At 61.4% G+C, this 26,180-nt stretch carries 26 protein-coding genes and 1 tRNA gene; 13 read left to right on the top strand and 14 right to left on the bottom strand.

Annotated elements, in window-relative coordinates; translation table 11 throughout:
* The first annotated feature begins 9 nt into the window (after positions 1-9).
* The 7 genes from X771_RS148210 to X771_RS148240 all read left to right on the top strand — a co-directional run bounded on the left by X771_RS148210 (position 10) and on the right by X771_RS148240 (position 7,126).
* Positions 10-1,101, top strand: coding sequence for an ABC transporter ATP-binding protein (locus X771_RS148210; protein ID WP_023670974.1), 1,092 nt, complete (start codon positions 10-12; stop codon positions 1,099-1,101).
* Positions 1,102-1,968, top strand: a complete 867-nt coding sequence (locus X771_RS148215) for a sugar ABC transporter permease (RefSeq protein ID WP_023670975.1) — start codon at positions 1,102-1,104, stop codon at positions 1,966-1,968.
* Position 1,969: 1 nt separating this feature from the next.
* Complete coding sequence (locus X771_RS148220) at positions 1,970-2,884, top strand: carbohydrate ABC transporter permease (protein WP_023670976.1); 915 nt, start codon at positions 1,970-1,972, stop codon at positions 2,882-2,884.
* Positions 2,885-2,951: 67 nt separating this feature from the next.
* On the top strand, positions 2,952-3,239 hold the full coding sequence (locus X771_RS148225; RefSeq protein ID WP_023670977.1) for a DUF2160 domain-containing protein: 288 nt from the start codon (positions 2,952-2,954) through the stop codon (positions 3,237-3,239).
* A 77-nt stretch (positions 3,240-3,316) separates the two neighbouring features.
* Positions 3,317-5,044: an ABC transporter substrate-binding protein gene (locus tag X771_RS148230; RefSeq protein WP_023670978.1), complete on the top strand. Its 1,728-nt coding sequence runs from the start codon at positions 3,317-3,319 to the stop codon at positions 5,042-5,044.
* A gap of 89 nt (positions 5,045-5,133) precedes the next feature.
* Positions 5,134-6,627, top strand: coding sequence for a glycerol kinase GlpK (gene glpK, locus X771_RS148235; RefSeq protein ID WP_023688614.1), 1,494 nt, complete (start codon positions 5,134-5,136; stop codon positions 6,625-6,627).
* 22 nt (positions 6,628-6,649) lie between these two features.
* Complete coding sequence (locus tag X771_RS148240; protein ID WP_023670980.1) at positions 6,650-7,126, top strand: DUF6882 domain-containing protein; 477 nt, start codon at positions 6,650-6,652, stop codon at positions 7,124-7,126.
* Between the two features lie 89 nt (positions 7,127-7,215).
* Here the strand turns inward: X771_RS148240 and X771_RS148245 are convergent, their stop codons facing one another.
* A complete protein-coding gene (locus tag X771_RS148245; RefSeq protein WP_023684657.1) occupies positions 7,216-7,707 on the bottom strand; it encodes a BA14K family protein in 492 nt (163 codons plus the stop codon).
* Between the two features lie 322 nt (positions 7,708-8,029).
* Between X771_RS148245 and X771_RS148250 the strand changes: the two genes are divergently transcribed.
* Positions 8,030-8,105, top strand: a tRNA-Lys gene (locus tag X771_RS148250).
* A 49-nt stretch (positions 8,106-8,154) separates the two neighbouring features.
* Here X771_RS148250 and ugpC read toward each other — a convergent pair.
* The 6 genes from ugpC to X771_RS148280 form a co-directional block, all read right to left on the bottom strand.
* Positions 8,155-9,216 carry a sn-glycerol-3-phosphate ABC transporter ATP-binding protein UgpC gene (ugpC, locus tag X771_RS148255; protein WP_023688613.1) on the bottom strand — a complete coding sequence of 354 codons (1,062 nt, stop codon included), beginning with the start codon at positions 9,214-9,216 and terminating at the stop codon, positions 8,155-8,157.
* 39 nt (positions 9,217-9,255) lie between these two features.
* Positions 9,256-10,077, bottom strand: coding sequence for a carbohydrate ABC transporter permease (locus X771_RS148260; RefSeq protein ID WP_023688612.1), 822 nt, complete (start codon positions 10,075-10,077; stop codon positions 9,256-9,258).
* Positions 10,078-11,016, bottom strand: coding sequence for a sugar ABC transporter permease (locus tag X771_RS148265; protein ID WP_023670984.1), 939 nt, complete (start codon positions 11,014-11,016; stop codon positions 10,078-10,080).
* Positions 11,016-12,353, bottom strand: coding sequence for a sugar ABC transporter substrate-binding protein (locus X771_RS148270; RefSeq protein ID WP_023688611.1), 1,338 nt, complete (start codon positions 12,351-12,353; stop codon positions 11,016-11,018). The genes X771_RS148265 and X771_RS148270 overlap by 1 nt, the downstream gene beginning before the upstream one ends.
* Before the next feature lie 65 nt (positions 12,354-12,418).
* On the bottom strand, positions 12,419-13,078 hold the full coding sequence (locus X771_RS148275) for a GntR family transcriptional regulator (protein WP_023688610.1): 660 nt from the start codon (positions 13,076-13,078) through the stop codon (positions 12,419-12,421).
* A gap of 23 nt (positions 13,079-13,101) precedes the next feature.
* Positions 13,102-13,986 (bottom strand): dihydrodipicolinate synthase family protein, encoded by an 885-nt coding sequence (locus X771_RS148280; protein ID WP_023688609.1) that lies wholly within the window; start codon positions 13,984-13,986, stop codon positions 13,102-13,104.
* Positions 13,987-14,223: 237 nt separating this feature from the next.
* On the opposite strand from X771_RS148280, the gene X771_RS148285 reads away from it, so the two are divergent.
* From X771_RS148285 to X771_RS1000000165920, 4 genes are all read left to right on the top strand, one after another.
* The gene (locus X771_RS148285) at positions 14,224-15,366 is read left to right on the top strand and encodes a hypothetical protein (RefSeq protein ID WP_023670988.1); all 1,143 of its coding nucleotides are present in this window, start codon (positions 14,224-14,226) and stop codon (positions 15,364-15,366) included.
* A 177-nt stretch (positions 15,367-15,543) separates the two neighbouring features.
* Entirely contained in the window at positions 15,544-15,783 is a 240-nt protein-coding gene (locus tag X771_RS1000000168810; protein WP_023688608.1) for an FkbM family methyltransferase, read from the top strand.
* 251 nt (positions 15,784-16,034) lie between these two features.
* Complete coding sequence (locus tag X771_RS148295) at positions 16,035-16,817, top strand: glycosyltransferase family 2 protein (RefSeq protein ID WP_198025837.1); 783 nt, start codon at positions 16,035-16,037, stop codon at positions 16,815-16,817.
* A 17-nt stretch (positions 16,818-16,834) separates the two neighbouring features.
* Positions 16,835-17,491 carry a VTT domain-containing protein gene (locus tag X771_RS1000000165920; RefSeq protein WP_023688606.1) on the top strand — a complete coding sequence of 219 codons (657 nt, stop codon included), beginning with the start codon at positions 16,835-16,837 and terminating at the stop codon, positions 17,489-17,491.
* Between the two features lie 8 nt (positions 17,492-17,499).
* Here X771_RS1000000165920 and X771_RS148300 read toward each other — a convergent pair whose 3' ends face one another.
* The 3 genes from X771_RS148300 to X771_RS148310 all read right to left on the bottom strand — a co-directional run bounded on the left by X771_RS148300 (position 17,500) and on the right by X771_RS148310 (position 20,990).
* Positions 17,500-18,825 (bottom strand): hypothetical protein, encoded by a 1,326-nt coding sequence (locus tag X771_RS148300; protein WP_023688605.1) that lies wholly within the window; start codon positions 18,823-18,825, stop codon positions 17,500-17,502.
* Positions 18,826-18,960: 135 nt separating this feature from the next.
* Positions 18,961-19,680, bottom strand: coding sequence for a Stf0 family sulfotransferase (locus X771_RS148305; RefSeq protein ID WP_023688604.1), 720 nt, complete (start codon positions 19,678-19,680; stop codon positions 18,961-18,963).
* Positions 19,677-20,990 (bottom strand): glycosyltransferase, encoded by a 1,314-nt coding sequence (locus X771_RS148310; protein WP_023688603.1) that lies wholly within the window; start codon positions 20,988-20,990, stop codon positions 19,677-19,679. The genes X771_RS148305 and X771_RS148310 overlap by 4 nt, the downstream gene beginning before the upstream one ends.
* A 50-nt stretch (positions 20,991-21,040) precedes the next feature.
* Here X771_RS148310 and X771_RS0134275 point away from each other — a divergent pair, with 50 nt between their 5' ends.
* Positions 21,041-21,949, top strand: coding sequence for a hypothetical protein (locus X771_RS0134275; protein ID WP_245262643.1), 909 nt, complete (start codon positions 21,041-21,043; stop codon positions 21,947-21,949).
* Positions 21,950-21,960: 11 nt separating this feature from the next.
* Here X771_RS0134275 and dprA read toward each other — a convergent pair whose 3' ends face one another.
* From dprA to X771_RS148325, 4 genes are read right to left on the bottom strand one after another with little or no spacing between them, the layout of a single operon-like run.
* The gene (dprA, locus tag X771_RS0134270) at positions 21,961-23,088 is read right to left on the bottom strand and encodes a DNA-processing protein DprA (RefSeq protein WP_031202755.1); all 1,128 of its coding nucleotides are present in this window, start codon (positions 23,086-23,088) and stop codon (positions 21,961-21,963) included.
* A complete protein-coding gene (gene plsY / locus X771_RS148315) occupies positions 23,085-23,690 on the bottom strand; it encodes a glycerol-3-phosphate 1-O-acyltransferase PlsY (protein ID WP_023688601.1) in 606 nt (201 codons plus the stop codon). The genes dprA and plsY overlap by 4 nt, the downstream gene beginning before the upstream one ends.
* Before the next feature lie 55 nt (positions 23,691-23,745).
* Positions 23,746-25,032 (bottom strand): dihydroorotase, encoded by a 1,287-nt coding sequence (locus X771_RS148320; RefSeq protein WP_023688600.1) that lies wholly within the window; start codon positions 25,030-25,032, stop codon positions 23,746-23,748.
* Positions 25,029-25,991, bottom strand: coding sequence for an aspartate carbamoyltransferase catalytic subunit (locus X771_RS148325; protein WP_023688599.1), 963 nt, complete (start codon positions 25,989-25,991; stop codon positions 25,029-25,031). The genes X771_RS148320 and X771_RS148325 overlap by 4 nt, the downstream gene beginning before the upstream one ends.
* Positions 25,992-26,180: the final 189 nt, after the last annotated feature.

The raw sequence follows: 26,180 nt of genomic DNA, 5'->3' as shown, positions 1-26,180 counted from the left end.
AAGAAAGAGATGGCGCGCATCGACGTCAACCATGTCAGGCACTCCTACCTGCCCAACCCGCAGAAGGATGCCGATTTTGCGCTGCGGGAAGTGCACCACACTTTCGAGGATGGCGGCGCCTATGCGCTGCTTGGGCCCTCGGGTTGCGGCAAGACCACGCTGCTCAACATCATTTCGGGACTTCTGCAACCCTCGCACGGTGAGTTGCTGTTCAACGGCAAGGACGTCACCAATCTGTCGACGCAGGAGCGCAATATTGCGCAGGTGTTCCAATTCCCGGTCATCTACGACACCATGACGGTGTACGACAATCTGGCCTTCCCGCTGCGCAACCGCGGCGTGCCGGAGGCCGATGTCGACCGCAAGGTGCGCGAGACGTTGGAGATGATCGACCTGGCGTCGTGGGCGAAGAAGAAGGCGAGGGGCCTGACCGCCGACCAGAAGCAGAAGATCTCGCTCGGCCGCGGCCTGGTGCGCTCGGATGTCAATGCCATCCTGTTCGACGAACCGCTGACGGTCATCGATCCGCATATGAAGTGGGTGCTGCGCTCGCAATTGAAGCAACTTCACCGCCGCTTCGGCTACACCATGGTCTATGTCACCCATGACCAGACTGAAGCGCTGACCTTCGCCGACCAGGTCGTCGTCATGTATGATGGCGGTATCGTCCAGATCGGCACGCCGGCCGAATTGTTCGAGCGCCCGCGCCACACTTTCGTCGGTTATTTCATCGGCTCGCCCGGGATGAACGTCATGCCGGTGGCGATCGACGGCAAGACTGCGACCATTGGCAGCCAGCGCATCGAGCTGCCCGGCGCGCCAAAGACCGCCGCTGGGAACGCCGGCGCGATCGAACTCGGCATCCGCCCCGAATATGTCAGGCTCGGCCGCGAGGGCATGGCGGTTAAAATAAGCAAGGTCGAGGATCTCGGCCGCCACAAGGTGGTGCGCGCCAGCCTCGAAGGCCGCGAGATCGCTGCCGTCATCGGCGAGGACGAGAGCGTGCCGGCCGACCCAAAGGTTCGCTTCGATCCGGCCGGCATCAACATCTATGCCGATTCCTGGCTGGTTGAGATGGGGCGTGTCGAGATGGGGGCATAGATGGAAAAGACCTGGAACAACAAGGCCTGGTTCCTGGTGCTGCCGGTGCTGGTGCTGGTGGCGTTCTCGGCCGTCATTCCGCTGATGACGGTCGTCAACTATTCGGTGCAGGACACCTTCGGCAACAACGTCTTCTTCTGGGCAGGCACCCAGTGGTTCGAGGAACTGCTGTCGTCCAGCCGCTTCTGGGAAGCCATGGTGCGCAACCTGATCTTCTCCTTCATCATCCTGGCCATCGAAGTGCCGCTCGGCATATTCATCGCGCTCAACATGCCGAAGAAGGGCTGGGGCGTGCCGGTCTGCCTGGTGCTTATGTCGTTGCCGCTGCTCATTCCGTGGAACGTCGTCGGCACCATCTGGCAGGTCTTCGGCCGCAACGACATCGGCCTGCTCGGCTACTACGTCAACGCGCTCGGCATCGACTACAATTACGTTCAGGATCCGTTCGACGCTTGGGTCACCATCATCATCATGGACGTCTGGCACTGGACCAGCCTTGTCGTGCTGCTCTGCTATGCCGGCCTGGTTTCGATCCCGGATGCCTTCTACCAGGCGGCCAAGATCGACGGCGCCTCGCGCTGGGCGGTGTTCCGTTATATCCAGCTGCCGAAGATGCAGCGTGTGCTTTTGATCGCCGTGCTGTTGCGCTTCATGGATAGCTTCATGATCTACACCGAGCCCTTCGTCGTCACCGGCGGCGGCCCCGGCAACTCGACGACCTTCCTGTCGATCGACCTCGTCAAGACCGCGCTCGGCCAGTTCGACCTCGGTCCGGCGGCCGCCATGTCGCTGGTCTACTTCCTGATCATCCTGTTGTTGTCGTGGGTGTTCTACACCGTGATGACCAACTACGACGCGGAGCGCTGAGATGAGCGGCGCCAACGAAAGAGCCGACAGAGTGAGCGAAACCACCGCTTCGGGAAAATTGGCGAGCACGCTTTCGCAGGATCAGGTCGCCCGGCTGATGCGCAAGCGCGGCGAGGAATCGCGCTGGTGGTGGATCGTGCCGACGATCTACATCATCGTGCTTCTGCTGCCGATCTACTGGCTCATCAACATGAGCTTCAAGACCAATGCCGAGATCGTCTCCTCGCTGACGCTCTATCCGCATCAGCCTACGATCGCCAACTACGTCACTATCTTCACCGATGCGTCCTGGTATTCGGGCTACATCAACTCGATCACCTATGTTGTCATGAACATGGTGATTTCCGTGGCTGCGGCGCTGCCGGCGGCCTACGCCTTTTCGCGCTACCGCTTCCTCGGCGACAAGCATCTGTTCTTCTGGCTGCTGACCAACCGCATGGCGCCGCCGGCAGTGTTCGCGCTGCCGTTCTTCCAGCTCTATTCGGCTTTCGGCCTGATCGACACCCACATCGCTGTGGCGCTGGCGCACTGCCTGTTCAACGTGCCGCTGGCGGTGTGGATCCTCGAAGGCTTCATGTCGGGCGTGCCCAAAGAGATCGACGAAACAGCCTATATCGACGGCTACTCCTTCCCGCGCTTCTTCGTCAGGATATTCATGCCGCTGATCGCCAGTGGCATCGGTGTCGCCTGCTTCTTCTGCTTCATGTTCTCATGGGTCGAGCTTTTGATCGCTCGCACGCTGACGACCACCGATGCCAAGCCCATCGCCGCCACCATGACCCGCACCGTTTCGGCCGCCGGCATGGATTGGGGCCTGCTCGCTGCCGCCGGCGTGCTGACGCTGATCCCCGGCGCGCTCGTCATCTGGTTTGTCCGCAACTACATCGCCAAGGGCTTCGCCCTGGGGAGGGTGTGATGAAACAAAAGCACGGGTTCACCCTCACCACCACCGCCAAGGGCTTTGCCCTGGGGAGGGTGTCACCATGAATCTCGACCTCACCTGGATGGCGTGGACGTGGCCGACGGCGGCGTTCTTCGGCACCATTCTTCTACTGCTGTGCGGCATGGCGTTTTGGGAATTTGCCTCGCCGGGCGGCAATCCGCGCGTCGGCATCCTGCGCTTCGAGACGACGCGCGGCGACCGTCTTTTTCTGTCGCTGCTTGGCAGCGCCTTTATCCATCTCGCTTGGCTGGGTCTTGTCGGATCCAACCTGTGGTGGGCTCTCGCTCTCTCCGTGGTCTACGCCGTCGGCGTGTTCCGCTACGTATAGAGGGGGAAACTGTTGGAGCGACCGCGTGCCGGCGGCCGTTCCAGATCACACTTGAAACCTAAATGTGGAGGAAACCTATGCGACGGCAATTTTTAACATCAACAACTGCCCTTGTCCTGTTGCTCGGGGTAGGCAACGCCTACGCCGGAATGGATGAGGCCAAGGCGTTTCTGGACAAGGAAATCGGCCCGCTGTCGACGCTCGACCGCGCCGGCCAGGAAGCAGAAATGCAGTGGTTCATCGATGCCGCGAAGCCTTTCGCCGGCATGGACATCAAGGTCGTGTCCGAAACCATCGCCACCCACCAGTATGAATCGCAGGTGCTGGCGCCCGCCTTTACCGCCATCACCGGCATCAAGATCACGCATGACGTCATCCAGGAAGGCGACGTCGTCGAGAAGATCCAGACCCAGATGCAGACCGGCCAGAACCTTTATGACGGCTGGGTCAACGATTCCGACCTGATCGGCACCCACTGGCGCTACCAGCAGGTCCGCAACCTGACCGACTGGATGGCGGGCGAGGGCAAGGACGTTACCAATCCCAACCTCGACCTGAAGGATTTTATCGGCACCTCCTTCACCACCGCGCCGGACAAGAAGCTCTATCAGCTGCCCGACCAGCAGTTCGCCAACCTCTACTGGTTCCGTTACGACTGGTTCAACGACGAGAAGAACAAGGCCGACTTCAAGGCGAAATACGGCTACGACCTCGGCGTTCCCGTCAACTGGTCGGCCTATGAGGACATCGCCGAGTTCTTCACCGGCCGCGAGATCGACGGCAAGAAGGTCTATGGCCACATGGACTACGGCAAGAAGGACCCGTCGCTCGGCTGGCGGTTCACTGATGCCTGGCTGTCGATGGCCGGCAACGGCGACAAGGGCCTGCCGAACGGCCTGCCGGTCGACGAATGGGGCATCAAGGTCAACGAGAAATCACAGCCGGTCGGCTCCTGCACGGCGCGCGGCGGCGACACCAACGGCCCGGCTGCCGTCTACTCGATCCAGAAATACCTCGACTGGCTGAAGGCCTACGCTCCGGCCGAAGCCCAAGGCATGACCTTCTCCGAATCCGGCCCGGTGCCGGCACAGGGTGCGGTCGCGCAGCAGATATTCTGGTACACCGCCTTCACCGCTTCGATGGTCGACGCCGGCGCCAAGGCGGTGCTGAACGACGACGGAACGCCGAAGTGGCGCATGGCCCCGTCGCCGCATGGCGTCTACTGGAAGGACGGCATGAAGCTCGGCTATCAGGACGTGGGTTCCTGGACGCTGATGAAGTCGACGCCGACCGACCGCGCCAAGGCCGCCTGGCTCTACGCGCAGTTCGTGACCTCGAAGACGGTCGACGTGAAGAAGAGCCATGTCGGCTTGACCTTCATCCGCGAAAGCACGATCCACGACAAGAGCTTCACCGAACGTGCGCCGAAGCTCGGTGGTCTGATCGAGTTCTACCGCTCGCCGGCCCGCGTTCAGTGGTCGCCGACCGGCACCAACGTGCCCGATTATCCGAAGCTGGCACAGCTCTGGTGGCAGGCGATCGGCGATGCCTCGTCCGGCGCCAAGACGGCGCAGGAAGCCATGGACTCGCTCTGCGCCGAGCAGGAAAAAGTCATGACCCGCATCGAGAAGTCGGGCGTCCAGGGCGATATCGGCCCGAAGATGGCCGAAGAGCATGACCTCGCCTACTGGAACGCCGACGCGGTCAAGAACGGCAATCTCGCGCCTCAGCTGAAGATCGAGAACGAGAAGGAAAAGCCGATCACCATCAACTACGACGAACTGGTGAAGAGCTGGCAGAAGTAATCTTGGCGTACGCGCCAGGATCATAGTGAACGGGGAGGCGGCATCTTGCCGTCTCCCCTGTTTGTATAGGCGAGCTACCGGGAGGACTAATGACCGGATACATCCTTGCAATCGACCAGGGTACGACATCGACCAGGGCGATCCTGTTCGACGGCGCGATGAAGGTCGCCGGCAGCAAGCAGCAGGAATTCACGCAGCATTATCCTGCCTCCGGCTGGGTCGAGCATGATCCGGAAGAGATCTGGGCAAGCGTCGTCGCGACGGCCAAAGGCGCGCTGAAGGCCGCCGGCCGCGAGGCCTCGGATGTGGCGGCGATCGGCATCACCAACCAGCGCGAAACCGTCGTCATCTGGGACAAGGCGACCGGCAAGCCGATCCACAATGCCATCGTCTGGCAGGACCGCCGCACCGCGCCGCTGTGCCAGAAGCTGAAAAAACACGGCCTGGAGAAAAAGTTCACCAAAAAGACCGGCCTGCTGCTCGATCCCTATTTCTCCGGCACTAAGATCGCCTGGATGCTGGACAAGGTGAACGGTGCGAGAAAGCGAGCCGAAAAGGGCGAACTGCTCGCCGGCACCATCGACAGTTTTTTGATCTGGCGGCTGACCGGCGGCAAGGTGCATGCGACAGATGCCACCAACGCCTCGCGCACGCTGGTCTACAACATCGAGAAAAATGTCTGGGACGACGAGCTGCTCTCCATCCTGCGCATCCCGGTGGCGATGCTGCCTGAGGTCAAGGATTGCGCCGACGACTACGGCGTGACGGAAAAAAGCCTGTTTGGCGCCGAAATCAACATCCTTGGCGTGGCCGGCGATCAGCACGCAGCGACCATCGGCCAGGCCTGTTTCGAGCCAGGCATGATGAAATCGACCTATGGCACCGGCTGCTTTGCGCTGCTCAACACCGGCGCCGATCTGGTGCGCTCGAAGAACCGGCTGTTGACCACCATCGCCTATCGGCTGAACGGCAAGACTACCTATGCCTTGGAAGGCTCGATCTTCATCGCGGGTGCCGCCGTGCAATGGCTGCGCGACGGCATCAAGGTGATCGGCAAGGCCGAGCATAGCGGCGTTTTGGCGGCAACCGCCGACCCCACGCAGAACGTCTATCTGGTGCCGGCTTTCGTCGGTCTCGGCGCGCCGCATTGGGACGCCGAGGCGCGTGGCGCGATCTTCGGGCTGACCCGCAACTCTGGCCCGGCGGAGTTCGCCCGCGCGGCGCTGGAATCCGTCGCCTACCAGACGCGCGATCTCCTCGACGCAATGCGCAAGGACTGGAAGGGGGCGTCGGCCAAAACCGTGCTTCGCGTCGACGGCGGCATGGTGGCCTCCGACTGGACCATGCAGCGGCTGGCCGATATCCTCGATGCGCCGGTCGATCGCCCGACCATTCTGGAGACGACGGCGCTGGGTGCGGCGTGGCTTGCCGGCTCGAAAGCAGGCGTGTGGCCGAAGGCGAAGGATTTTGCCAAGAGCTGGGCGCTCGAGCGCCGCTTCAAGCCGGACATGGATGCCACGGTGCGTTCGGCAAAACTGGCCGGCTGGCGCGATGCGGTGCGCCGGACGCTGAGCGTACGGTAGTAAATCGTGGCGGGGGAAGGGGATGAATCCACACTGGTATGTCGCCTGGCGCGACGAGGCTGTCGAACAATTGGATGCAAAGAATGCACGCTTGCAGCAGGCGTTCCGACTCGGCAGTTGGCCTCGCTATGACTATGATCTGACAGAAGGAAAGCTTCTGTTCTCGGACAACGGCATCACCAAGGTCGTCGCCGAAATCCAAATCGCCGGATCGACGAGTGCCAAGGCCAGCAACTGGCTCTGGGCTTGGGCAAATTCAAACCTGCCTGGCGAACTGCTTGCCGACGCAAAGCTGGTTCGGTCATTCGGACAGGAGCATTCCATTGATGAACTGGCTCAATCCTATGCGATAGCTTTGAACAACGACCTGGAAGTGCTCGGCTGGAAGATGACCGCAGTTGCGGTTCGAATCTGCAACGGCCTCGGTGCATACCGTTCTCCGCGTGGTGAAGGCGGAGCCCTGTATCTGATCTTCAAGAGCGTCAATTGGGCCAGCTAATCCGCCGCGCCCGTACCCAAGCAACCTACGGAAAGGCCCGCGCCGTTGCCGGCGCGGGCTTTTCTACTCAGCACTGGTCCCAACTCAGCTCAATAGGGCGAATTGCACTGTTGACGCGGGCCGTAATTGGGCTGGAATGTGTTGTCCGAAGCGCGGTACGACCGATAGCGGTCGTAGCACCACTGCACATGGGCATCGCCGCGGTTGTTCTCGCTGTTGACGATCGCACCGGTGATCAAGGCGCCGGTGGCGAAGGCAGCCAGCGGGAACCAGTAGTCGCCGTGACGGCGATAGCCGCGGTGATATTCGCGATAGCCGCGATGGCCATTCCAATAGCTGCCGCCATCATTGTTGCGCGAGAACTGGCGGCCTACGCGGAAATCGCGATTGCCGGAATTGCGGTTGCCATGGCGCATCCACCGCCAGTTGTCATGACGAGAATCGCCCACATTCACGATGTCGGACGAAGTTGCTGATGACTGGGGCACGAACATCTGGGCGGCATTGGCCGGCATAGCGGCGGCCGCGGCAAACGAAATTGACAGGGTGGTCGCCAGTAGACCCGTTGCGATCTTGTTCATGATCTTCTCCTTGAAGGGTGGTTGACGTCCCTTGTGAGGCGAAAACGGCCCGCTCGTGCAATGGTTCCCACCAAAACAGTAAGTTGCTGATTTGTAATGTTTCTCGAATTTGGCGCGTGAGAAAAGGCGCGTCTCGCGCGCCAACAGATCGAACCGGCGACCACGTTGCGGGAACGGCTCACCGGGCTGGTGACGACGCAATTTGCGGCGCGTCTGGCAATGGCTGAAACCCCGGTCGAACGGCCATCTTTTTCCGGTTGACCGGTCGCGGCACTCTCCCTATGTTCCGCGCAATTTCGAGGGCGGCCTTTAGAGCCCGCGGGAGCGCGTAGCTCAGCCGGTAGAGCAACTGACTTTTAATCAGTAGGTCTCGGGTTCGAACCCCGACGCGCTCACCAGAAATATTTCGTGCGGAAGTCGCTCCCTGTCAGCAGCCCCCATCGCCGCCTACAATCGCCGCCCGGTCTTGACGTCGAACAGATGAGCACAGGCGCGGTCGATCTCGATGCGCATCTGCTCGCCCTGTTTCAGTGCCAGCCGCTCGCGGAAAAGGCAGGAGATTTCTTCTCCGGCGCAGTCGACCCTGGCAAAGATTTCCGAACCCGTTGCTTCCAGAAGCACGATCGTGCCGGGGATTCCTTTGGCGGTCGTCGCTCGGATGTGTTCGGGCCGGATGCCGTAGATGAGGTCGCCGCCGGGAATGTTGGTCAGGTCGATGCCTTCTGGCAGCGGCAAGATCAGTCCACCGGCGCTGCGGAAAACGCCTTCCTCGACATGGCCGCGAATGAAATTCATCGCCGGCGAGCCGATGAAGCCGGCAACGAAGAGGTTGGCCGGGCGATCGTAGAGATCGAGCGGCGCGCCGATCTGCTCGACAAGGCCGTCATGCAGCACGACGATCTTGTCGGCCATGGTCATGGCCTCGATCTGGTCGTGCGTGACGTAGATGGTTGTGGTCCCGAGCCGCTGGTGCAGCGCCTTGATCTCGCCGCGCATCTGCACGCGCAATTTGGCGTCGAGATTGGACAGCGGCTCGTCGAACAGGAACACCTGCGGGTCGCGCACGATGGCGCGGCCCATGGCGACGCGCTGGCGCTGGCCGCCGGAAAGCTGACGCGGATAGCGGTCGAGCAGCTTGTCCAGGCCGAGAATGCTGGCGGCCCTGCCGACGCGGCCGGCGGTGTCGGCCGGATCGGCTTTCTTGATCTTCAGGGCAAAGCCCATATTGTCGGCCACCGTCATATGCGGATAGAGCGCGTAGTTCTGGAACACCATGGCGATGTTTCGGTCGCGCGCCCTGAGTTTGTTGACGACGCGATCGCCAATGGCGATCCTGCCGCCCGAGATCGTTTCCAGTCCGGCAATCATGCGCAGCAGCGTCGACTTTCCGCAGCCCGACGGCCCGACCAGGATGACGAATTCGCCATCGGCGATGTCGACGCTGACATCGTGGATGATCTTGGCGGCTCCGAAAGCCTTCTGAACGTTGTTGATTGTTACCGATGCCATTGGATTTCTCCCGGAAATGAGTGATGTCGGGGCCGTGCCTCAGCCGCCCTTGACGGCGCCTGCGGTCAGCCCGGCGACGATCTGCCTTTGCGCGAACAGGGTCAGCACCAGCACCGGCAGCGTCACCACAAGTGCTGCGGCGGCGAGCGGACCCCAGTTCACCTGCTCGTAGGAAAGCATGTTGTAGACGGCGACCGGCAGCGTGCGAGTCTCGCGGCTAGCGAGCACAATGCCGAAGACGAAATTGTTCCATGAGAAGATGATCGACAGGATGAAGGCGACGACAATGCCCGGCTTGGCGATGGGCAAGGCGACCAGCCGGAACACCTGCCAGGAACTGGCGCCATCGATGTTGGCCGCTTCTTCCAGCTCCATCGGCGTGGTCTCGAAATAGCCGATCATCACCCAGACCACGATCGGCACCGTCACCACCAGATGGATGATGATCTGCGGCCACAGTGTGCCGAGAATGCCGACCCACTGGAACAGCAGGAACAGCGGAATGAGATAGGAAAGCCCCGGCGTCATGCGGGCGATCATGATGACCACCGCCGAGCGTTCGGCCTTGAGCCGCGCGATGCCATAGCCGGCCGGCACGCCGATCAGCAGCGCCAGCAACGTTGCCGTGCCCGTCACCAGAACCGAATTCCAGAAATAGAGCAGGAAATTGTTCTCCTCGAATACCTTCACATAGTTCGACCAGGCGAGATGTTCCGGGATCAGAATCGGCGGGTATGCACCGTTGTCGATCTCGAACTTCAGCGACAGCGAGACCATCCAGAGGAAGAACAGGATCGCCGGCGAGACGAAGACCAGAGCCGCGAAAAACAGCCCGATCCGGTTGAGCAGCCGTGAACTCATCTATTTGCCCTCCACCCCGATCCATTGGGAGCGCTGGCGCAGCATCAGCAGGATGAAGGACAGCGCGACGATGACGATGAAGAACACCACGGCCATGGCCGAGCCATAGCCGATGTCGTAGTAGGAGAAGGCGGTGTTGTAGAGATAGATGTTGATGGTTTCCGAGGCCGTGCCCGGTCCGCCCTGGGTCATGGCGTAGATGATGTCAAAACTCTTCAACGCATCGATAGTGCGGATGATCATCGCGATCATCAGGAACGGCGCGATCATCGGCAAGGTGAGATAGCGGAATTGCTGCCAGGCGTTGGCGCCATCGATCTCGGCGCTCTCGAAGGGCTCGCGCGGCACGGAGGCCAAGCCGCCCAGCACGATCAGCATCACCAGCGGCGTCCACTGCCAGGTCTCGACCGCAACCAGGGACGGGATGACCGTCCTGGCATTAAAGATCCATTCCTGCGCCGGGATGCCGACCAGCGACAACAGATAGTTGAGCACGCCAAGCTGGGGATGGAACATCATCGTCCAGACCAGCGCCACGGCGACTGGCGTTGCCATCATCGGCATGACGAAGACGCCGCGCAACAGGCCGCGCAGCGGAAATTTGGCGTCGAAGATCAGCGCCGCGACAGTGCCAAGGAACATCGGCGCCGCGACCGAAAGCGCCGTGTAGGTCAGCGTATGGAAAAGCGATTCCCAGAAGCGTTGGTCGACGGCCAGCCGCAGATAGTTTTCCATCCCGGCAAAGCTTCGCGCCTGGCCGAGGGTCCAGCGGTTGACGCTCATCCACAGTGTGAAGGCCCAGGGAAAGACGATCACGGCGCCGACGACGACGAGCGCCGGGACGACGAAAGGCCAGTAGTTGGGAGCCAGACGGATGGTCTGGCCCCCTTCGATGGCTTGCGTCGTCACCCCGGTGCGTTCTGGGGTGATGGCGGACATCAGCCTTGCTCGCTCCGGTCGAGCACCGGCTGGAACTGCTCGGTGGCCTTCTTCAGCTCCTCTGCCGGATCGGCGCCGGCGATCAGATTGGTCAGCGCCACGCCATAGATATCGCGGAACTCGGTGACCGGAATGATGACCGGCAGCGACAGCCGGCTGACATTGCCCGAGCCGACCACGGCATCGAGCCAGCTCGCCGGCATGGTGACGCCTTCGCGCACCTTGGGATCTTCCAGCGCCGACTTGCGGAACGGCACGCCGGCACCCGCCTGCAGCAGGCGCGTGCCCATGGCGGGCGAAATCGCCCACTGGCAGAAGAGATAGGCGGCCTCCTTCTTCTCGCTGGCGGCCGTCACGCCGAGGCCGTCGCCAAAGGTGCCGGCGGCATGCGCCTTGGGCCCTTTGGGCATGACGCCGTAGCCAACCTTGCCGACCACACGCGACTTTTCCGGATTTTCCATCGGCGGGGCAAAGCCGACGCCATCGAACCACATGCCGATCTTGCCTTGCAGGAAGGCGGACTGGGCTTCGGCCCAGTTGAATCCGGTGACGCCTGGAGGCGCCGACTTGGTCATCAGCCGCTGGTAGAGGCTGGCGGCCTCGATCGCCTCGGGCGAGGTCGTGCGCAGCTTGCCCTTGTCATCGAGCGGCGTCATGTCGTAGCCGAGCATCAGCGACGTCCATACCGGCGTGTTGGCGTTTTTCAGGCCGCGGGCGACAAAGCCGTAGGTGTTGGTCGACGGGTCGGTCAGCGCTTCGGCGGCCGCCACCAGTTGCTCGAAGGTTTCAGGGTATTTGAGGCCCTTGGCCTCGAACAATTCCTTGTTCCAGTAGACGATCCAGTAATCCACCGAGAACGGCAGCGAGCGCAGCACGCCCTGGCCGTCCTTGGCAAACAGCATGCCGGCATCGGCGAAATCGGTTTCCACCAGCGCAGGATCGGTCAGGGTCGGGTCAGCGAGATAGCCTGATATGTCGGCCAGCCAGTCGCCCTTTTCGAACTGGCGCTTCTGCACGTGGTAGCTCAGATGCACGACGTCGAAGCTCGGTTTGCCGGAGCTCAGTTCGATCACCGTCTTCTGGCGCTGCTGCTGTTCCGGCGTCGCTTCGGCATTGACCTTGATCCCGGTCAGTTCCTCGAACTCGGCGATGTATTTTATCAGCGTGTCGCTGCGCGGGCTTTTCACCAGATTGACGTCAAGCGTCGTTCCCGCAAAGCGCTTCCAGTCGACGCCGGCGGCAAAGCTTGGGCGAACGCCCGCAAAGCTGGCGGCGGCAAGCGCCGCGGTTCCCTGGAGGAGTTGCCTCCTGGTTGGGTTGAACAGATTGGACGACATTTTCTTCCTCCCGGTGTTGTCGTTGTTGATTGCGCCACAGCGACCGCGGCGCGGCTCATGCTTCCTCAGATTTGCAGCGCCAGCCGGCGCGCCTTTTCGATATGCTGGCTGATGGCCTCGACCGCCTTCCCAGGATCGCGGCTCTGCATCGCATCGATCACCGCCAGGTGCTCGCGCATGACCGGCACGACGCGCCCGTCGATACGGAACCGCTCCTGGTGGATCAGGCGGATCTTCACCGAATTCACCAGATAGGCCTTGGCGATGATCTCGTTGCCCAGCGCATCGATGAACGTGTCGTGCATGGCCCAGTCGATGGTCTGCGCCTTGGCCTCCATCTCCGGCGTCGGGGTTTGCGCCAGCGCCTGGGCAAGCATGTCCTCATGCTCGCGCCGCAAGCGGGCAAGCTCGGCGTCGGAGGCGCTGACCGTAAACAGCGCCACCGCTTCACGCTCCATGAACAGGCGGAACTGAAAGGCCTCGCGGATCAGGCTGATGTCTATATGGGCGATCTGCATGCCGCGCTGCGGGATGGTCGTCAGCAGTCCTTCCGCCTCGAGACGCGGCACGATCTCGCGAATGGCGCCGAGCGGCAGTCCGGTGAAGGCAACCAGCTCACGTTGCGACACGAACTGGCCCGGCTTGAAGTCGCGCGCCAGCAAATGCCGCGTGAAGCTGGCATAGGCCTTCTCCCTGAGGGTGGTCGGTTCGTTGCCGTCTTCCATTTCGGCGCGCTTCCCTTTGCCGGTCAGGCCGGTTCCCTGGCAAACAGGCTGTCATAGGCTGCGGCAAGCTGCTGCTGCCCTTGCAACGCAATCGGCTCCAGCGGCGGACGGACCGCCAGCCAGCGCTCGTCGCCGGTCTTGCGCGCCACCATGACCTTTACCGCGGGGGTGACCGGATATTTCAGCAATTCGAGCACAAAACTTTCGACGCGAGGATCGTCGCGCCCGTCCTCGGCCATGGCGCGGATTTCGCCCGGGGCGAAATTGGCCATGCCCGAGATTGCGCCTTGAGCACCCAGTCGCACCGCACGCGCCAGATGCCTTTCATCGCCGATCAGGATCACCAGATCGCCATGGGCGGCAAGCAGCGCCTCGCTGTAGCTCCAATTTCCACCGGAATCCTTGACCCCGGCGACCACGTCGGGAAAAGCAGTGCGCAACCGGCCGATCAGGCCAAGCGAAAGCTGCACCATGGTAACCGAAGGGATGTTGTAGAGCAGCACGTCACGGGCGAGGGGGCCGAGCGCGGCAAAGACGGCGGAGAACCAGCCGAAAAGGCCCTCCTCGCCGACATTCTTGAAGTAGCTCGGCGGGGCCAGCAGAATGTTTCGGGCGCCTCGCTGCAAGGCATGCTGTGCCTGTTCGGCGGCGTCTTCGGCGGCGTCGACCAGCACGCCGGCAACGAGTTGATGCGGCAAGATTCCAGCAGCCAGCATGGCTTCGGTCACCGACCGCCGCTCCGTCGTGCCCACCGACGCGCCTTCCCCTGTGGTGCCGAAAAGCGTCACGCTGCCGCAACCCTGCGCCAGGCAACTTTTGGCCTGAGCGATCATGGGAGCGGTGGCGATCTGCCCGCGGGCATCGAAAGGCGTGGCGAGAGCGGCCGAAAGGCCAAAGCGTGATGTCACCGGAAGGTCTCCGAAGTAGGTGTGTATGCCGTGCTAGCACACTAACATGTTAGTCGTAAATTGGGGTGGTGCGCTTTTTTAACGGCGGAGGGCCTTCACAGGTTCGAAGCCCATGGCGGATCGAGACCATTGGCGAAACAGCAGGATGGTCCAGTGTTCGGGCGCGGAGCGGCAGCTCCAAGCTTGTCCCCATTCCAGTCGATGGCTAAACTCAGCCTTCCCAGGGGAGGTTCTGACATGACACTTCAGCTTTCGGCGGATGCTGTCGCTCCTAAGGCGGCGGCGCCTCAAAAATACCTCTTCGGCCCGGTCGCCGATTTCCTCATGCTGGGCGGCAGCGCCTTTCTCATCCTGCCGGTGCTGTTTCTCGTTCCGCTCGAATATGAAGGTCCGGTGGCCGCAACGATGGTCTTCGTGGCCTATCTCGTGAACTATCCCCACTTCGCCCACTCCTACCAGCTCTTCTACCGCAATTTCGGGCGCAAGGTGACGGGCGACGGCTACGACAGGAGCCTGCAGCTCCGCTACATCTTCGCGGGCATTGTCGTGCCCCTGGTCATGGCCGGGTTCTTTGCCTATGGCGCCGCGGCGGCGAACACGCGCCTGCTCGGCTATGCCACCAACGCCATGTTCTTTTTTGTCGGTTGGCACTACGTCAAGCAGGGCTACGGCATGCTGATGGTGGATGCGGTGCTGAAGCGCAAATTCTTCGACGACCGCGACAAGAAGGTGCTGCTGGTGAACTCCTATGCGGTGTGGATCCTGGCATGGCTGCAGACGAATACGGCGGTCACCCAAGGCAAATATTACGGCCTCGACTATTACACCTTCGCGGTCCCTTCCTGGATCACCGACATCGCCTTGCTGGCAGCCATTGCTTCGACGGCGGCTACGCTTTTGATGCTGGTCAATCGCTGGCGAAAGAACGGTGGCAAGCTGCCCTATAACGGCATCGTGGCCTACGCCGCGTCGCTCTATCTCTGGATCCTGATTGTGAGAATAAATCCGCTCTGGCTGCTGATCGTGCCGGCGCTCCACTCGCTGCAGTACCTCGCCGTGGTCTGGCGCTATCAGACCAATGTTGAGCGTGACAGCTCCGATGCCGAACGCGATCCGCAGCCGAAAATCCTGTCCTTTCTTGGCCCCCTCTACAGGTTTCGGCTCCTCGGCTTCATCGTCGGCGGCACGGCCCTTGGCTATCTCGGCTTCTGGCTGATCCCATCCGCGCTGACGGCCTTGATTCCCTATGACAGGCAAGTGCTGGGGTCATCGCTGTTTTTCTTCATCGTGCTCATCTTCATCAATGTGCACCATTATTTTCTCGACAATGTGATGTGGCGCCGTGGCAATCCGGAGGTATCGAAGTATCTGTTCCGCTGACTGATGCGCAGACTGTCGAGCCCGGTTTTCGTCAGCTGTCGAGTATGCCATTGCGAGCGTGATCGTCAGTGCAACGGAGAGCCCTGGAATGGCGGAGTGCTTTTCCGAGAGCCGCCTGGAAAAATACCCTGCGGTGGCATCTGTACCGGCGTTGGCGCCGCCGGCGTGCCATCGATCATGAAGATGGACATTGAGGGCAGCGAAGCCGAATGCCTCGAAGCATCCCGCGAAGCTGGGCTGCAAGATGCTATCGGCGCCATTCTGGTTGAAACGCACGACCGGGTGTCGCCAGACATAGCGCGTCGGGTGGAGCGCATTCGCCAGCGCATCGCGCAGGAAACATCCGAAACATCAATCTGGAATGGATCTGACTGCGCGCCGTCGTCGCCCGGCAACCGACGGCCCCAGTTTGCTTGATCGGCTAACTTTAGGACAAACCCGACCAGGGAAAGCGCCTTGCGCCGGACCCGCTTTGCCAGCAGGCGCGCGAGTTCTGCCGTCGACTGGATTGGCGGCTCGACATAAACCGGGACCTCAACGGGGACCTCGACCACCACGGTCTCTCGTTCCGGCGTCGTTTGGTGCGGGCGAAAACATTGCGTGGCGTTTTTGCCGCACGTGGTCCGGGAAATGCTAGGCCGGCTTGCGCTATAGGATGATTTCCGGCAATGGAAACGCAACATCGGGGCGCTGGCGTAGAAATGATTGATGGATTGCGTGTGGCGGTGATCATGCCCGCCTATAATGCGTCGGCTACACTGGAGAAGACCTACTTCGCCTTGCCGATGCAATTGATCGACGACGTTATTCTCACGGACGATCTCTCGAAGGACGATACTGTCGGCATTTCGCGACAGCTCGGCATTCACACAATCGAGCATTCGATCAACAAGGGCTACGGTGGCAATCAGAAGACTTGTTACGATGCGGCGCTGCAGCGCGATGCCGATATCGTCGTAATGCTTCATCCCGATTATCAATATTCGCCCAGGTTGGTGCCGGCCATTGCCTCGATGGTCGCCTCTGGCGAGTATGATTACGTCTTTGGTTCGCGCATCTTGGGCAAGGGTGCCCTGCGCGGCGGCATGCCGGTCTATAAATATATCGCCAATCGCTTTCTGACCCTGGTTCAAAACATTCTGATCGGTCAGAAAATGTCGGAGTTTCACACTGGCTTTCGGTGCTGGAGCCGGAAAGCGTTGACCGAGATTCCTTATCACCGGTGCTCGGACGACTTTGTGTTCGACAATGAGATGGTCTGCCAGGCCGTCTATCTCGGCCTGCGTGGTGGCGAGATGTCCTGTCCGACGAGATACTTCCCGGAGGCGTCGTCGATCAACTTTCGGCGTAGCGTCGTCTATGGCCTGGGTGTCTTGAAAACCGCGGCGAAGTTTCGCCTCAGCAACCTGGGCATTCGACAAGATCCGTTATTCGTCGGGAGCAATATCTGATGAGGCGTCGGACACGAATGGCCCTCGGTGTGGCGGGCCTTGCGATGGTTCTCGTCCCCGCGGCGCTGTCGGGCTATCTCGACGATATCTTGCGGATCGCCAAAGCGAGCGTTCAGCAGACAGGGCTGTTCGGTTTCGTTGCGCTGGTCGTGATGCAGTTTCTAGTGGCCGCCACCGGCATATTGCCGGCGTCCCTGCTCGGGATCGCAGGCGGAGCGGTTTACGGATTCGCCGGTGGATCGGCAATGGCGCTCGTCGGGACTTTGGCCGGCGGCATCGTCGGCTACTACGTAGGCCGAAAGGGTCTCCAAAACGTTCCTTTTACCAACACGAAAATTGTTGGCGGCCTCGACAAGGTCAAACAGTTCCTTGCCGCTGACGGCTGGCGATCGGTTTTTCTGATCCGCCTGTCACCGGTCGTTCCCTTTGCCGCCACAAGCATTGCGCTGGGCGCGAGTGGAATTCGCCTCGCCGACTACGTGATAGGAACCGCAGCGTCGCTTCCCGCCCTTTTTGGTTATGTCTATGTCGGTTCATTGCTCGGCAATGCGGCGTCTCTCGAATCGCCTGAGTTTCACCAGGTTTTTTTGCTGATGCTGGCTGGAGGTGTTATTGCAGGCGCGACGTTGGTCGGCAGGTTCGTCATGTACCATCACAATTCCGAAACAACCTGATGTGCTTGTTAGCAGTGGTATTCTCCACAGTCCGGTAGCTGTACTCCGCCTGCTCCGGGGTAATTTACAAGCGTTTGCGACGGTGACGTGAGATGGGTCGTTGCCTGCGAGGACCAACTGGTGTGGGACGGTGTGAAGAACAAGCCGTCGACCATGGCGTTGTAGTCTCGATTTGCGAGGACCGCGCATAGGCAAATAGCAACCGCCGCGACCCTTGTAACCAACCTCCACGAAGACGCCCAAATCGCCAGAACGATCAGAAGTGTTGCAACTGGCGCGAAGTAATACCTGAAGCCAGATCCTGATTGGAGCAGTGACTCGGCACCTCCGACGGCGAGAATCGCAGTAGCCGAAAATTGCAGCGCAACGATCGGGACGAGCAGCAGGATGGGCTGGCGGCGGGCGAGGAAAACTGCAGCTCCAAGCACGCCAAGGAAGACGATGGCAGCTGCTATCAGTTCAAGCGTACCCGGTGTCAAGTTGCTGAAAAACAAGGCCGGCCAAAGGATCGCACCACCCACCTTGAGCAGGAACAGGTCTGGCAAGCTTGCAAAACCGAGGAACGTGAACGGCCGTACGGCCAAGCCGGTATTCGTTGCCGGCAACAGTGCGCAGCCGATCTGCGTCGCCAATCCAGGAATAGACCAAACCAGAGGTCGGACAAGATAAGGCTGCCGTAGCACAAAGCCGGCAGCCGCCCATATGATAAGCGCGAAAGCTGCGGGGGTTCCTGTGAACGGCAGCACTAGAAGAAGACCGATATGAACGCGATTGAGCGGCTGTTTGAACGCCAACGACCCAAAAACAAGCGCGGCATAAACAGGTCCCCAGCCTTTGATGTGCAGTGCCGTTCCGAATGTTTCCGATGCGGTGACGCAATAGAGCGCGGTCGCAACCGCCAACAGGATTCCGGTTCGCCACGATATCGATTGCGTTGTGCCGGCGACAACAAATGGAAACAGCAAAGCCACCAGAAGACCGGAGCCGGTGTCAACGACCGGCCACCACTGAAGTCCGGCCGACACCGCAACGGCTGAAGATAGGTTTGCCGCTAGATCGTAGTAATTGCTTGCCGGGTTGAACAGAGCGGCTAACGGACCGTTCGCATAGGCATAGCCGAAGTACAGAGGGCCAATTTCAGCCCAAACCCTGTAGAAGGTAAGCAACGCCGGGGCTCTTGCCGCGACCAGGATCGCAAACAGTATCCCTGCGACGATGGTACACTCGGTCTTGCCCCTGGGGGATAACGAATCGTCTGCCCGGACATAAAGGAAGCTCAACCCTGCAAAGGCGAGAAACTCAACCAAAGTAAATGCATTGAACGGTGTCGACATCTGCCCCCCGGCTGGATGGCGTGGCGCCCCACGCGGTCTGGGGCGGTGATACAGACGGGATGGCGAAGAGTAAATGGCTACTTTTGCTACCCGCTCAGCGGCGCTCCAGACAGCCCGAAGACGAGTTCTGCGGAGCTAGATCAAGTCCAGGATGTTCGGGTCGCCGCGCTCTGCCCGGAAGCGGTCTGCCCATTCGAGGTTTGATGCATCCCTTTGCAGCTCAACGGTCACGTTGCCGGGGTCCAGCTTGGAGGGCGGCTTCAGGCCCATCAGCTCGGCGACCTGACTGACGGCGTGGCGAGGGTCCTCGATCATTGTCTCGTATTCGAACCGCAAGGGCTCGATACCGGTGCGCGCAAAGAACATCTCCCAGCGGGCTCGTTCACGAGCAAGGGCGTTGAGCTGGCTCTGGATCAGTCCAGCGTCGAAGACCGGCTTCTGTGCCATCGGTTGGCTCGATCGGTATTGTCCTGTCTGCAGCGCGCGTGCCCAGGAAATCGCTTGGCCAAGCAAGTCGCGTCTGGTGAGCAGCACGAAGCGAAGATTGGGAAGGGCATCGACCCAGTTCACCTCGCCCGAAATCCAGTCGTGCTGGTGGGCAAATAACTTCAAGCCGTAAATGCCGTTGGGAGTGGCGCCCATGGTAAGGATCTTCCAGACCTGGCCGGCGATATCCTTGGGGTAGTCCGGGTCATCGAAATAGCGCCGCCCGCCCCAATTGAAATATTCCAGCGGATGTCCGAGCAGGCCCGTGCCGCTCAGATGCTGGCACAAGAAATTGCTGCCGGATCGTGGCGAGGTGCAGATGCTGTAGCCACTCAATTTATCGCGGTCCAAGCCGTCGAGCCCTGTCAATGTCCGACCCCTTTACGCGCCCGAAGGAGAAGCTTTCTGATGAACAGGGGGATCATACCGTTGTACAGCCGCTTTATCTCGTCCACAAAATTTGAAAGGTTCGAAAGCTGTTCCTCCACCCGGCTCAGCACAGTCGGGTTGTCGCCCAGCGCGGCGGCGCGCGAGACAGCCTCGTCCAGAACAAGCTGCTGGGTTCTGGCGATCTGTTCGCCAAGCTTCTCCAAAACTCGCGAGTTTGCGTGGGACTGAGCCAGAAGCGTCGCCAATTCGGGCGCATCCGGCCAGCCGTGCAATTCTTTCACGATGTGAAACCATCTTCGGCGTGGATGCGAGACCCCGATCTCTTCGATCCACACGGCGGTCGCAAGCGCGCGCTCATCGGGATTCAGCCCCCTGTCGGATCGCAGCACCTGATCATAGATGCGCACATGTTCCTCGACAAAATACGCGTCGCCGGCCGCCTTCCGAAAATAGGTGGACACCGCCGCGGCATCGTTCGCATCGAAACCGGATATCGCGCCCAGAAGATTTTCGACCGTGGTCGGCTTGGTCAAAAGCCCAACGCCCAGATTGAAGCGACGCCATGCCTCCATGTTTGCGCTGCTGAGCAATCCCGCAAAACCGCGCGCGTCGCAAACCACGACGGAACAGCCGACCGCAGCTGCCTCGATGGCCATCCGGGCGGTTGCGAACACGATGTCGTAACCAAGCAGATCCTGTTCCAGCTGCTGCGAAAACCGCCCGGTGGCTGGACCTAGCTCATCCAGCTGGATGCCACTTCTCGCACAGGCCTCACGAACCGCCGCCTGGTGCTCGAAATTCTTGGTCAGCAGCAGGCCTCGCGCGGGTCTGGCGGGCAGCGGTGGGCGCTGTTTGAAGCGATTGAGGTCGACCGCGTTGTAGACAAGGCTCATCTGGTCGGCCGGTATGCCCCTCGACAGGCATTTGGCTCGGCACGCCTCGTCGACCGCAATCCAATGGCGTATCTGGGGATGCAGCATCGGCGCTTCGACTTCAAAGAAGGCGCTGTGACAGGAAAATACCGCTGGCACGTCGGGAAACCTGGCGAGCGCAGTCAGGCAGGGCGTCAGATGCTGGGCGTGAATGACATCGGGCCTTTCGACGATCTCGGCAATCCGATCGACGACATGATGCCCGCGCCGACGCATTCTATCGGCCATGTCGCCCAGAGTGGGAGCCAGCAGCATGGTCTGATGGCCGGCGCCGCGAAGCCCGTCGGCCAACAGTTCGACGACCGCTTCCGATCCGCTGTTTCGCGACAGGGAGAGATTGGTGATAAGAATTCGCAACGGGCGATTCCTTGCTTGCGCACTACATCTGATATGAGAGAGAAAGGCGCATGAGTTTCTGGCAGCGTCTTAAGTTGAAGCCGCTGACCAAACAAGCTTCGTCAGCATTGTCGCGGCCAAGGTTTGCGCCTGAATTTGTCCCCAGGCCATTCGGCTCGATCGGACCAGAAACTGGATTGGAGCCATTGTTGCCTGAAAAGTCAGGAGAAAAACTGGAAAACGTGCTGATCCTCGCTCACCCCGGGCACGAACTCAGGATCCACCATTGGCTCGAGATCGCCAAACCAAGGGTCTATCTTCTGACCGACGGATCAGGCGGCAAGGAAACATCGCGAACCCGCTATTCGCGCGATCTGGTCGAAGCTGCGGGCGCGACACGCGGCGCGGTGTTTGGGGAAATTCCGGATGGCGCCTGGTACGAAGCGCTGCTGGCCGGGAACCATGATTTCCTGATCGACGTGTTTTCGAGAGTGCGCGCCGATCTAACGACCGCAAAGAGTGTCCAGATCGTATCGGATGCGGTCGACGGCTATAATCCCATACATGATCTTGCCTTTGCGTTTGGCCAGGCCCTCTGCCGAGGACTGCGAAAGACGGCACAGGTCGGCAAACAGCTTTGTTCCGCTGCGGTTCCAAATGTGGCGGGACGTGTCGAATCGGCAATTCAGCTTTCCCCGGCCGCGCGGGCGCGGAAGATAGCGGCTGTTGAAAACTATAGTCCCCTCGCCGATGAAGCGCGTCGGATACTCGAGAGGGATCCGCAATGCTTCGACAGGGAAAATCTGATGTCCCAGGATTTTGACTGGAATTCCTCCTGGACACCGGAGTGGGAGCGCATTGGTAAACAGCGCGTTGCCGATGGCCGCTACCGCCAATGCATTACATACAGGGATAATGTCCAACCCGCCGCGCGGCGCCTCATGTCTGAAAGTGCTGCGGTATTTGCGGCCGCAAACTAAGTCTCAGGCTTTCACGAAACCAGTGAGACATTGCCGCCGGCATGGCGCTCGATGCGGCCGGCAAGGTCGAGTTCCAGCAGCACCATGGAGACTTGCGCGGCGTTGAGGCCGGTGTGGCGGATGATCTCGTCCACGCCCACCGGCGTTGGGCCCAGCGCCTCGAGCACGCCGCTGCGTTCGTCCTCACCGGGCGGGGGTGTTGCCGAAAAATCGGGTGCCTTTTCTGGCGGCGCAATGCTTCGCGTTCGCGTGCCCGCCAAGGGTGCGATCGCACCGGAAACGTCGGCCGCCTCGGTGACCAGGGTGGCGCCATCCTTGAGCAGCCCGTTGGAGCCGGCGCAGCGCGGATCGAGCGGCGAACCCGGTACGGCAAAGACCAGCCGGCCCATCTCGCCGGCCAGGCGCGCGCTGATCAGCGAGCCGGAGCGTTGCGCCGCTTCGATCACCACCAGTCCGAGGGCGGCGCCCGCGACAAGCCGGTTGCGGCGCGGAAAATCCTGCGCCCGCGGCTGCCAGCCGAACGGCATTTCCGAAATGACGGCGCCGCCACGCTCGGCAATGTCGTCGCACAAGCCGATATTTTCGGGCGGGTAGGGGACATCGAGCCCACCGGCCAGCACACCCACTGTACCAGTCGAGAGACTGCCCTGGTGTGCTGCCGTGTCGATGCCGCGCGCCAGGCCGGAAACGATGACGTAGCCGTCGCGGCCAAGATCCGCCGCCAGCATGCGCGCCATCTTGATGCCGGCGAGCGACGCGTTGCGGGCGCCGACGATGGCCACCGCCGGCAGGCGAAAGACGGCTGCCTCGCCCTTCACGGCAATCAGTGACGGCGGATTGTCCATGTTTTTCAGCATCGGCGGGTAGTCGGCCTCGCCGATGCCGACGAAGCGGGCGCCGTTTTCACTGGCTGCGTCGAGTTCCGCTTCGGCTTCCTCCACGGAAGGAATGCGCATGATCCTTTTGGCTCCGCCCGAAATCATCAGCTCGGGCAGCATCTCCAACGCCGCCTCCGCCGAACCAAAGCGGTTGATCAATTCGCGAAACGAGGCCGGGCCGACATTTTGTGTGCGGATCAGCCGCAGCCAGCTCAGCCGCTGCCGGTCGCTGAGGCGCGGCCCGGCGGCGGGCTTGCTCAACCCTTGGCTCCGATCTTGCCTTCGGTGCCGGCAAGAAGGCGCGAAATGTTGGCGCGATGTTTGAAGATGACGATCAGGCTCATCACCAGGAACAGCCCGGCGGTCTCAGGTGTGCTCCAGAAATAAAGCGCGATCGGCACGATGACCGCCGCCGTCAGCGCTGCCAGCGAGGAATAGCGAAACAGAAAAGCCATCGCCAGCCAGACGACGATAAAGATCAGCGCCACATGCCAGCCGAGCGCGATCAGCACGCCGAGATAGGTCGCCACGCCCTTGCCGCCCTTGAAACCGAGCCAGACCGGAAACAGATGGCCAAGGAAGGCGCCAAGGCCCGCCCAGAGTCCAAGGCCGGCCCACAGTCCGTAGTCGTGTCCAAAATGGCGCGCGATCATCACCGCCGCCGTACTCTTCAACGCGTCGAGCACCAGCGTCGCGGCGGCGAGGCCCTTGTTGCCGGTGCGCAGAACGTTGGTGGCGCCGATATTGCCGGAGCCGATTTTGCGCACATCGCCGAGGCCGGCCGCGCGGGTGATCAAGAGGCCGAAGGGAATCGAGCCGAGGAGATAGCCGAACAGCAATGCCAGGATAACGTTATAACTCATTGTTTCCCCCGCATTTCCCCAGCAGAATATCGGTCGGCGACGTAGCGCGATCGCTCTAGCTCGAAAACACTGTGCGGCCCGCCACCAGCGTTTGCAAGACCATGCCTTGCAGCCGCGCACCTTCGAAGCAGGTGTTTTTCGAGCGCGAGCGGATGCCGCTTTCACTCACGATCCAGGGTTCTTCAAGGTCGATCAGCGCAAGATCGGCCGGCGCTCCCGGCTTCAGCGTGCCGCCCGGCAGGCCGAACAGCCTTGCTGGTGCGGTGGACAGTGTTTCGACCAGCCGAAGTAGCGGCACGTCGCCATTGTGGTAGAGCCGAAGCGCTGCTCCAAGCAGCGTCTCCAACCCGATCGCGCCGGCAGCTGCATCGGCGAAGGGAAGGCGCTTGGTGTCGACATCCTGCGGGTCGTGCGAGGAGACGATGATGTCGATCGTGCCGTCCTTGACCGCCTCGATCATGGCCAGCCGGTCTTCCTCCGCGCGCAAAGGCGGCGTCAGCCGGAAGAAGGTGCGGTATTCCCCGACATCGTTCTCGTTCAGCGACAGATTGTGGATCGCCACGCCCGCCGTGACATTGGCCTTGTCGGCTTTCGCGCGTGTCATCGCTTGCGCTGCCATCGCCGTCGAGATCTTGGCCGCGTGGTAGGCGCCGCGCGTCAGCCGTGCCAGCGCCAGGTCGCGCTCCAGCGGGATGGACTCGGCCTCGCGCGGAATGCCGGCAAGGCCGAGCCAGCTGGCATACAGGCCTTCATTCATCACGCCTGCCGAAGCGAGGTCGCCATCCTGTGTCTCATGTGCGATGACGCCGCCGAAATCGCGGGCATAGGTCAGCGCCCGGCGCATCACCAGTGCGCTGGATATTGTGTGCCGCCCATCTGTGAAGGCGACCGCGCCGGCTTCGCGCAGCAGGCCGAACTCTGTCATCTCGCGGCCGGCCAGCCCCTTGGTGATCGCCGCCGCCGGAAAGATGTTGACGCTTGCCGTGTCCTTGGCGGTGCGCAGCACGAATTCGACCAGCGCGACATTGTCGATCACCGGGTCCGTGTCGGGCATCATAACGACGGAGGTGACGCCGCCGGCCGCCGCCGCAACGCTGGCCGAAGCGATGGTCTCGCGATGTTCGCCGCCCGGTTCCCCGATGAAGACACGCGCGTCGATCAGGCCGGGAATGATCGCCTTGCCGGCGCAGTCGACCACGGTGGCTCCCGCCGGCAGGCCCTGGTTCAGGGCAGCCTTGCCGGCGGCAACGATCTTTTTCCCGTCGACGATGACGGTGCCGATCTCGTCGATGCCGCGTGACGGGTCGACGATGCGGGCGCGCTCAAAGACCGTGGTGCTCATGCGCTCCGGCCCTCGTTGCGGCGCGGGTCGAGCAGCGCTTCCATCACCGCCATGCGCACGGCGACACCCATCTCGACCTGTTCCTGGATGACGCTTTGGGGACCGTCGGCGATTTCGGACGCAATCTCGACGCCGCGGTTCATCGGACCGGGATGCATCACCAGCGCGCCGTCCTTGGCGGCCTTCAGCTTTTCGGCATCGAGGCCGAAATAGCGAAAATATTCGCGCACCGAAGGCACGAAGGCGCCTTCCATCCGCTCACGCTGCAAGCGCAGCATCATCACCACGTCGGCGCCCTTGAGGCCCTCGGCCATCGAGCGCGAGACGATGACGCCCATTTTCTCGATGCCGGACGGCAGCAGGGTCGACGGCGCCACCACACGCACCTGCGCACCAAGCGCGTTCAACAGCATGATGTTGGAACGCGCCACGCGAGAATGCAGGATGTCGCCGCAGATCGCTACGATCAGTTTCGACAGCGGCCCCTTGGCGCGGCGGATAGTCAGCGCATCGAGCAGCGCCTGCGTCGGGTGCTCATGCGCGCCGTCGCCGGCATTGACCACCGAGCAGCCGACCTTCTGCGCCAAAAGGGCGGCGGCGCCCGCCGATTGGTGGCGGATGATCAGGATGTCGGGCCGCATGGCGTTCAGCGTCATCGCCGTGTCGATCAGCGTCTCGCCCTTCTTCACCGAAGAGCTCGCCACCGACATGTTCATGACGTCGGCGCCGAGCCGTTTCCCGGCCAGTTCGAACGACGACTGCGTGCGCGTCGAGGCTTCGTAGAAGAGGTTGATCTGGGTGCGGCCGCGCAGCGTCGAGGTCTTCTTTTCGGACTGCCGCGAAATGGCGACGGCGCGATCGGCCCGGTCGAGCAGGAGCTCGATATCACCGGGGGAAAGATCGCGGATGCCCAGAAGATGGCGGTGAGGATAAAGCGGCAGGGACGAAGCGTCGGTCATCTCAAGGCGCTGCTATAGGGGGGAGAATTCCTTGCCGCAAGCGCCAGCTTGGGATTGCGGCCTTTCTCCCCGGTATTTTCGTCGCGCGCGCCGCCTGGCTTGGGCTATATCTAGCCGATTGCTTCGGATTCGAAGCCTTGTGATGATAAGGCCTTTCTACCGTTAGAAGGCCCTTCTACTTTCAGAAGG

Origin of the sequence: Mesorhizobium sp. LSJC269B00, assembly GCF_000502815.1 — a bacterium.
Classification (GTDB): domain Bacteria; phylum Pseudomonadota; class Alphaproteobacteria; order Rhizobiales; family Rhizobiaceae; genus Mesorhizobium.
This window is presented reverse-complemented; position numbering and strand designations above follow the sequence as displayed.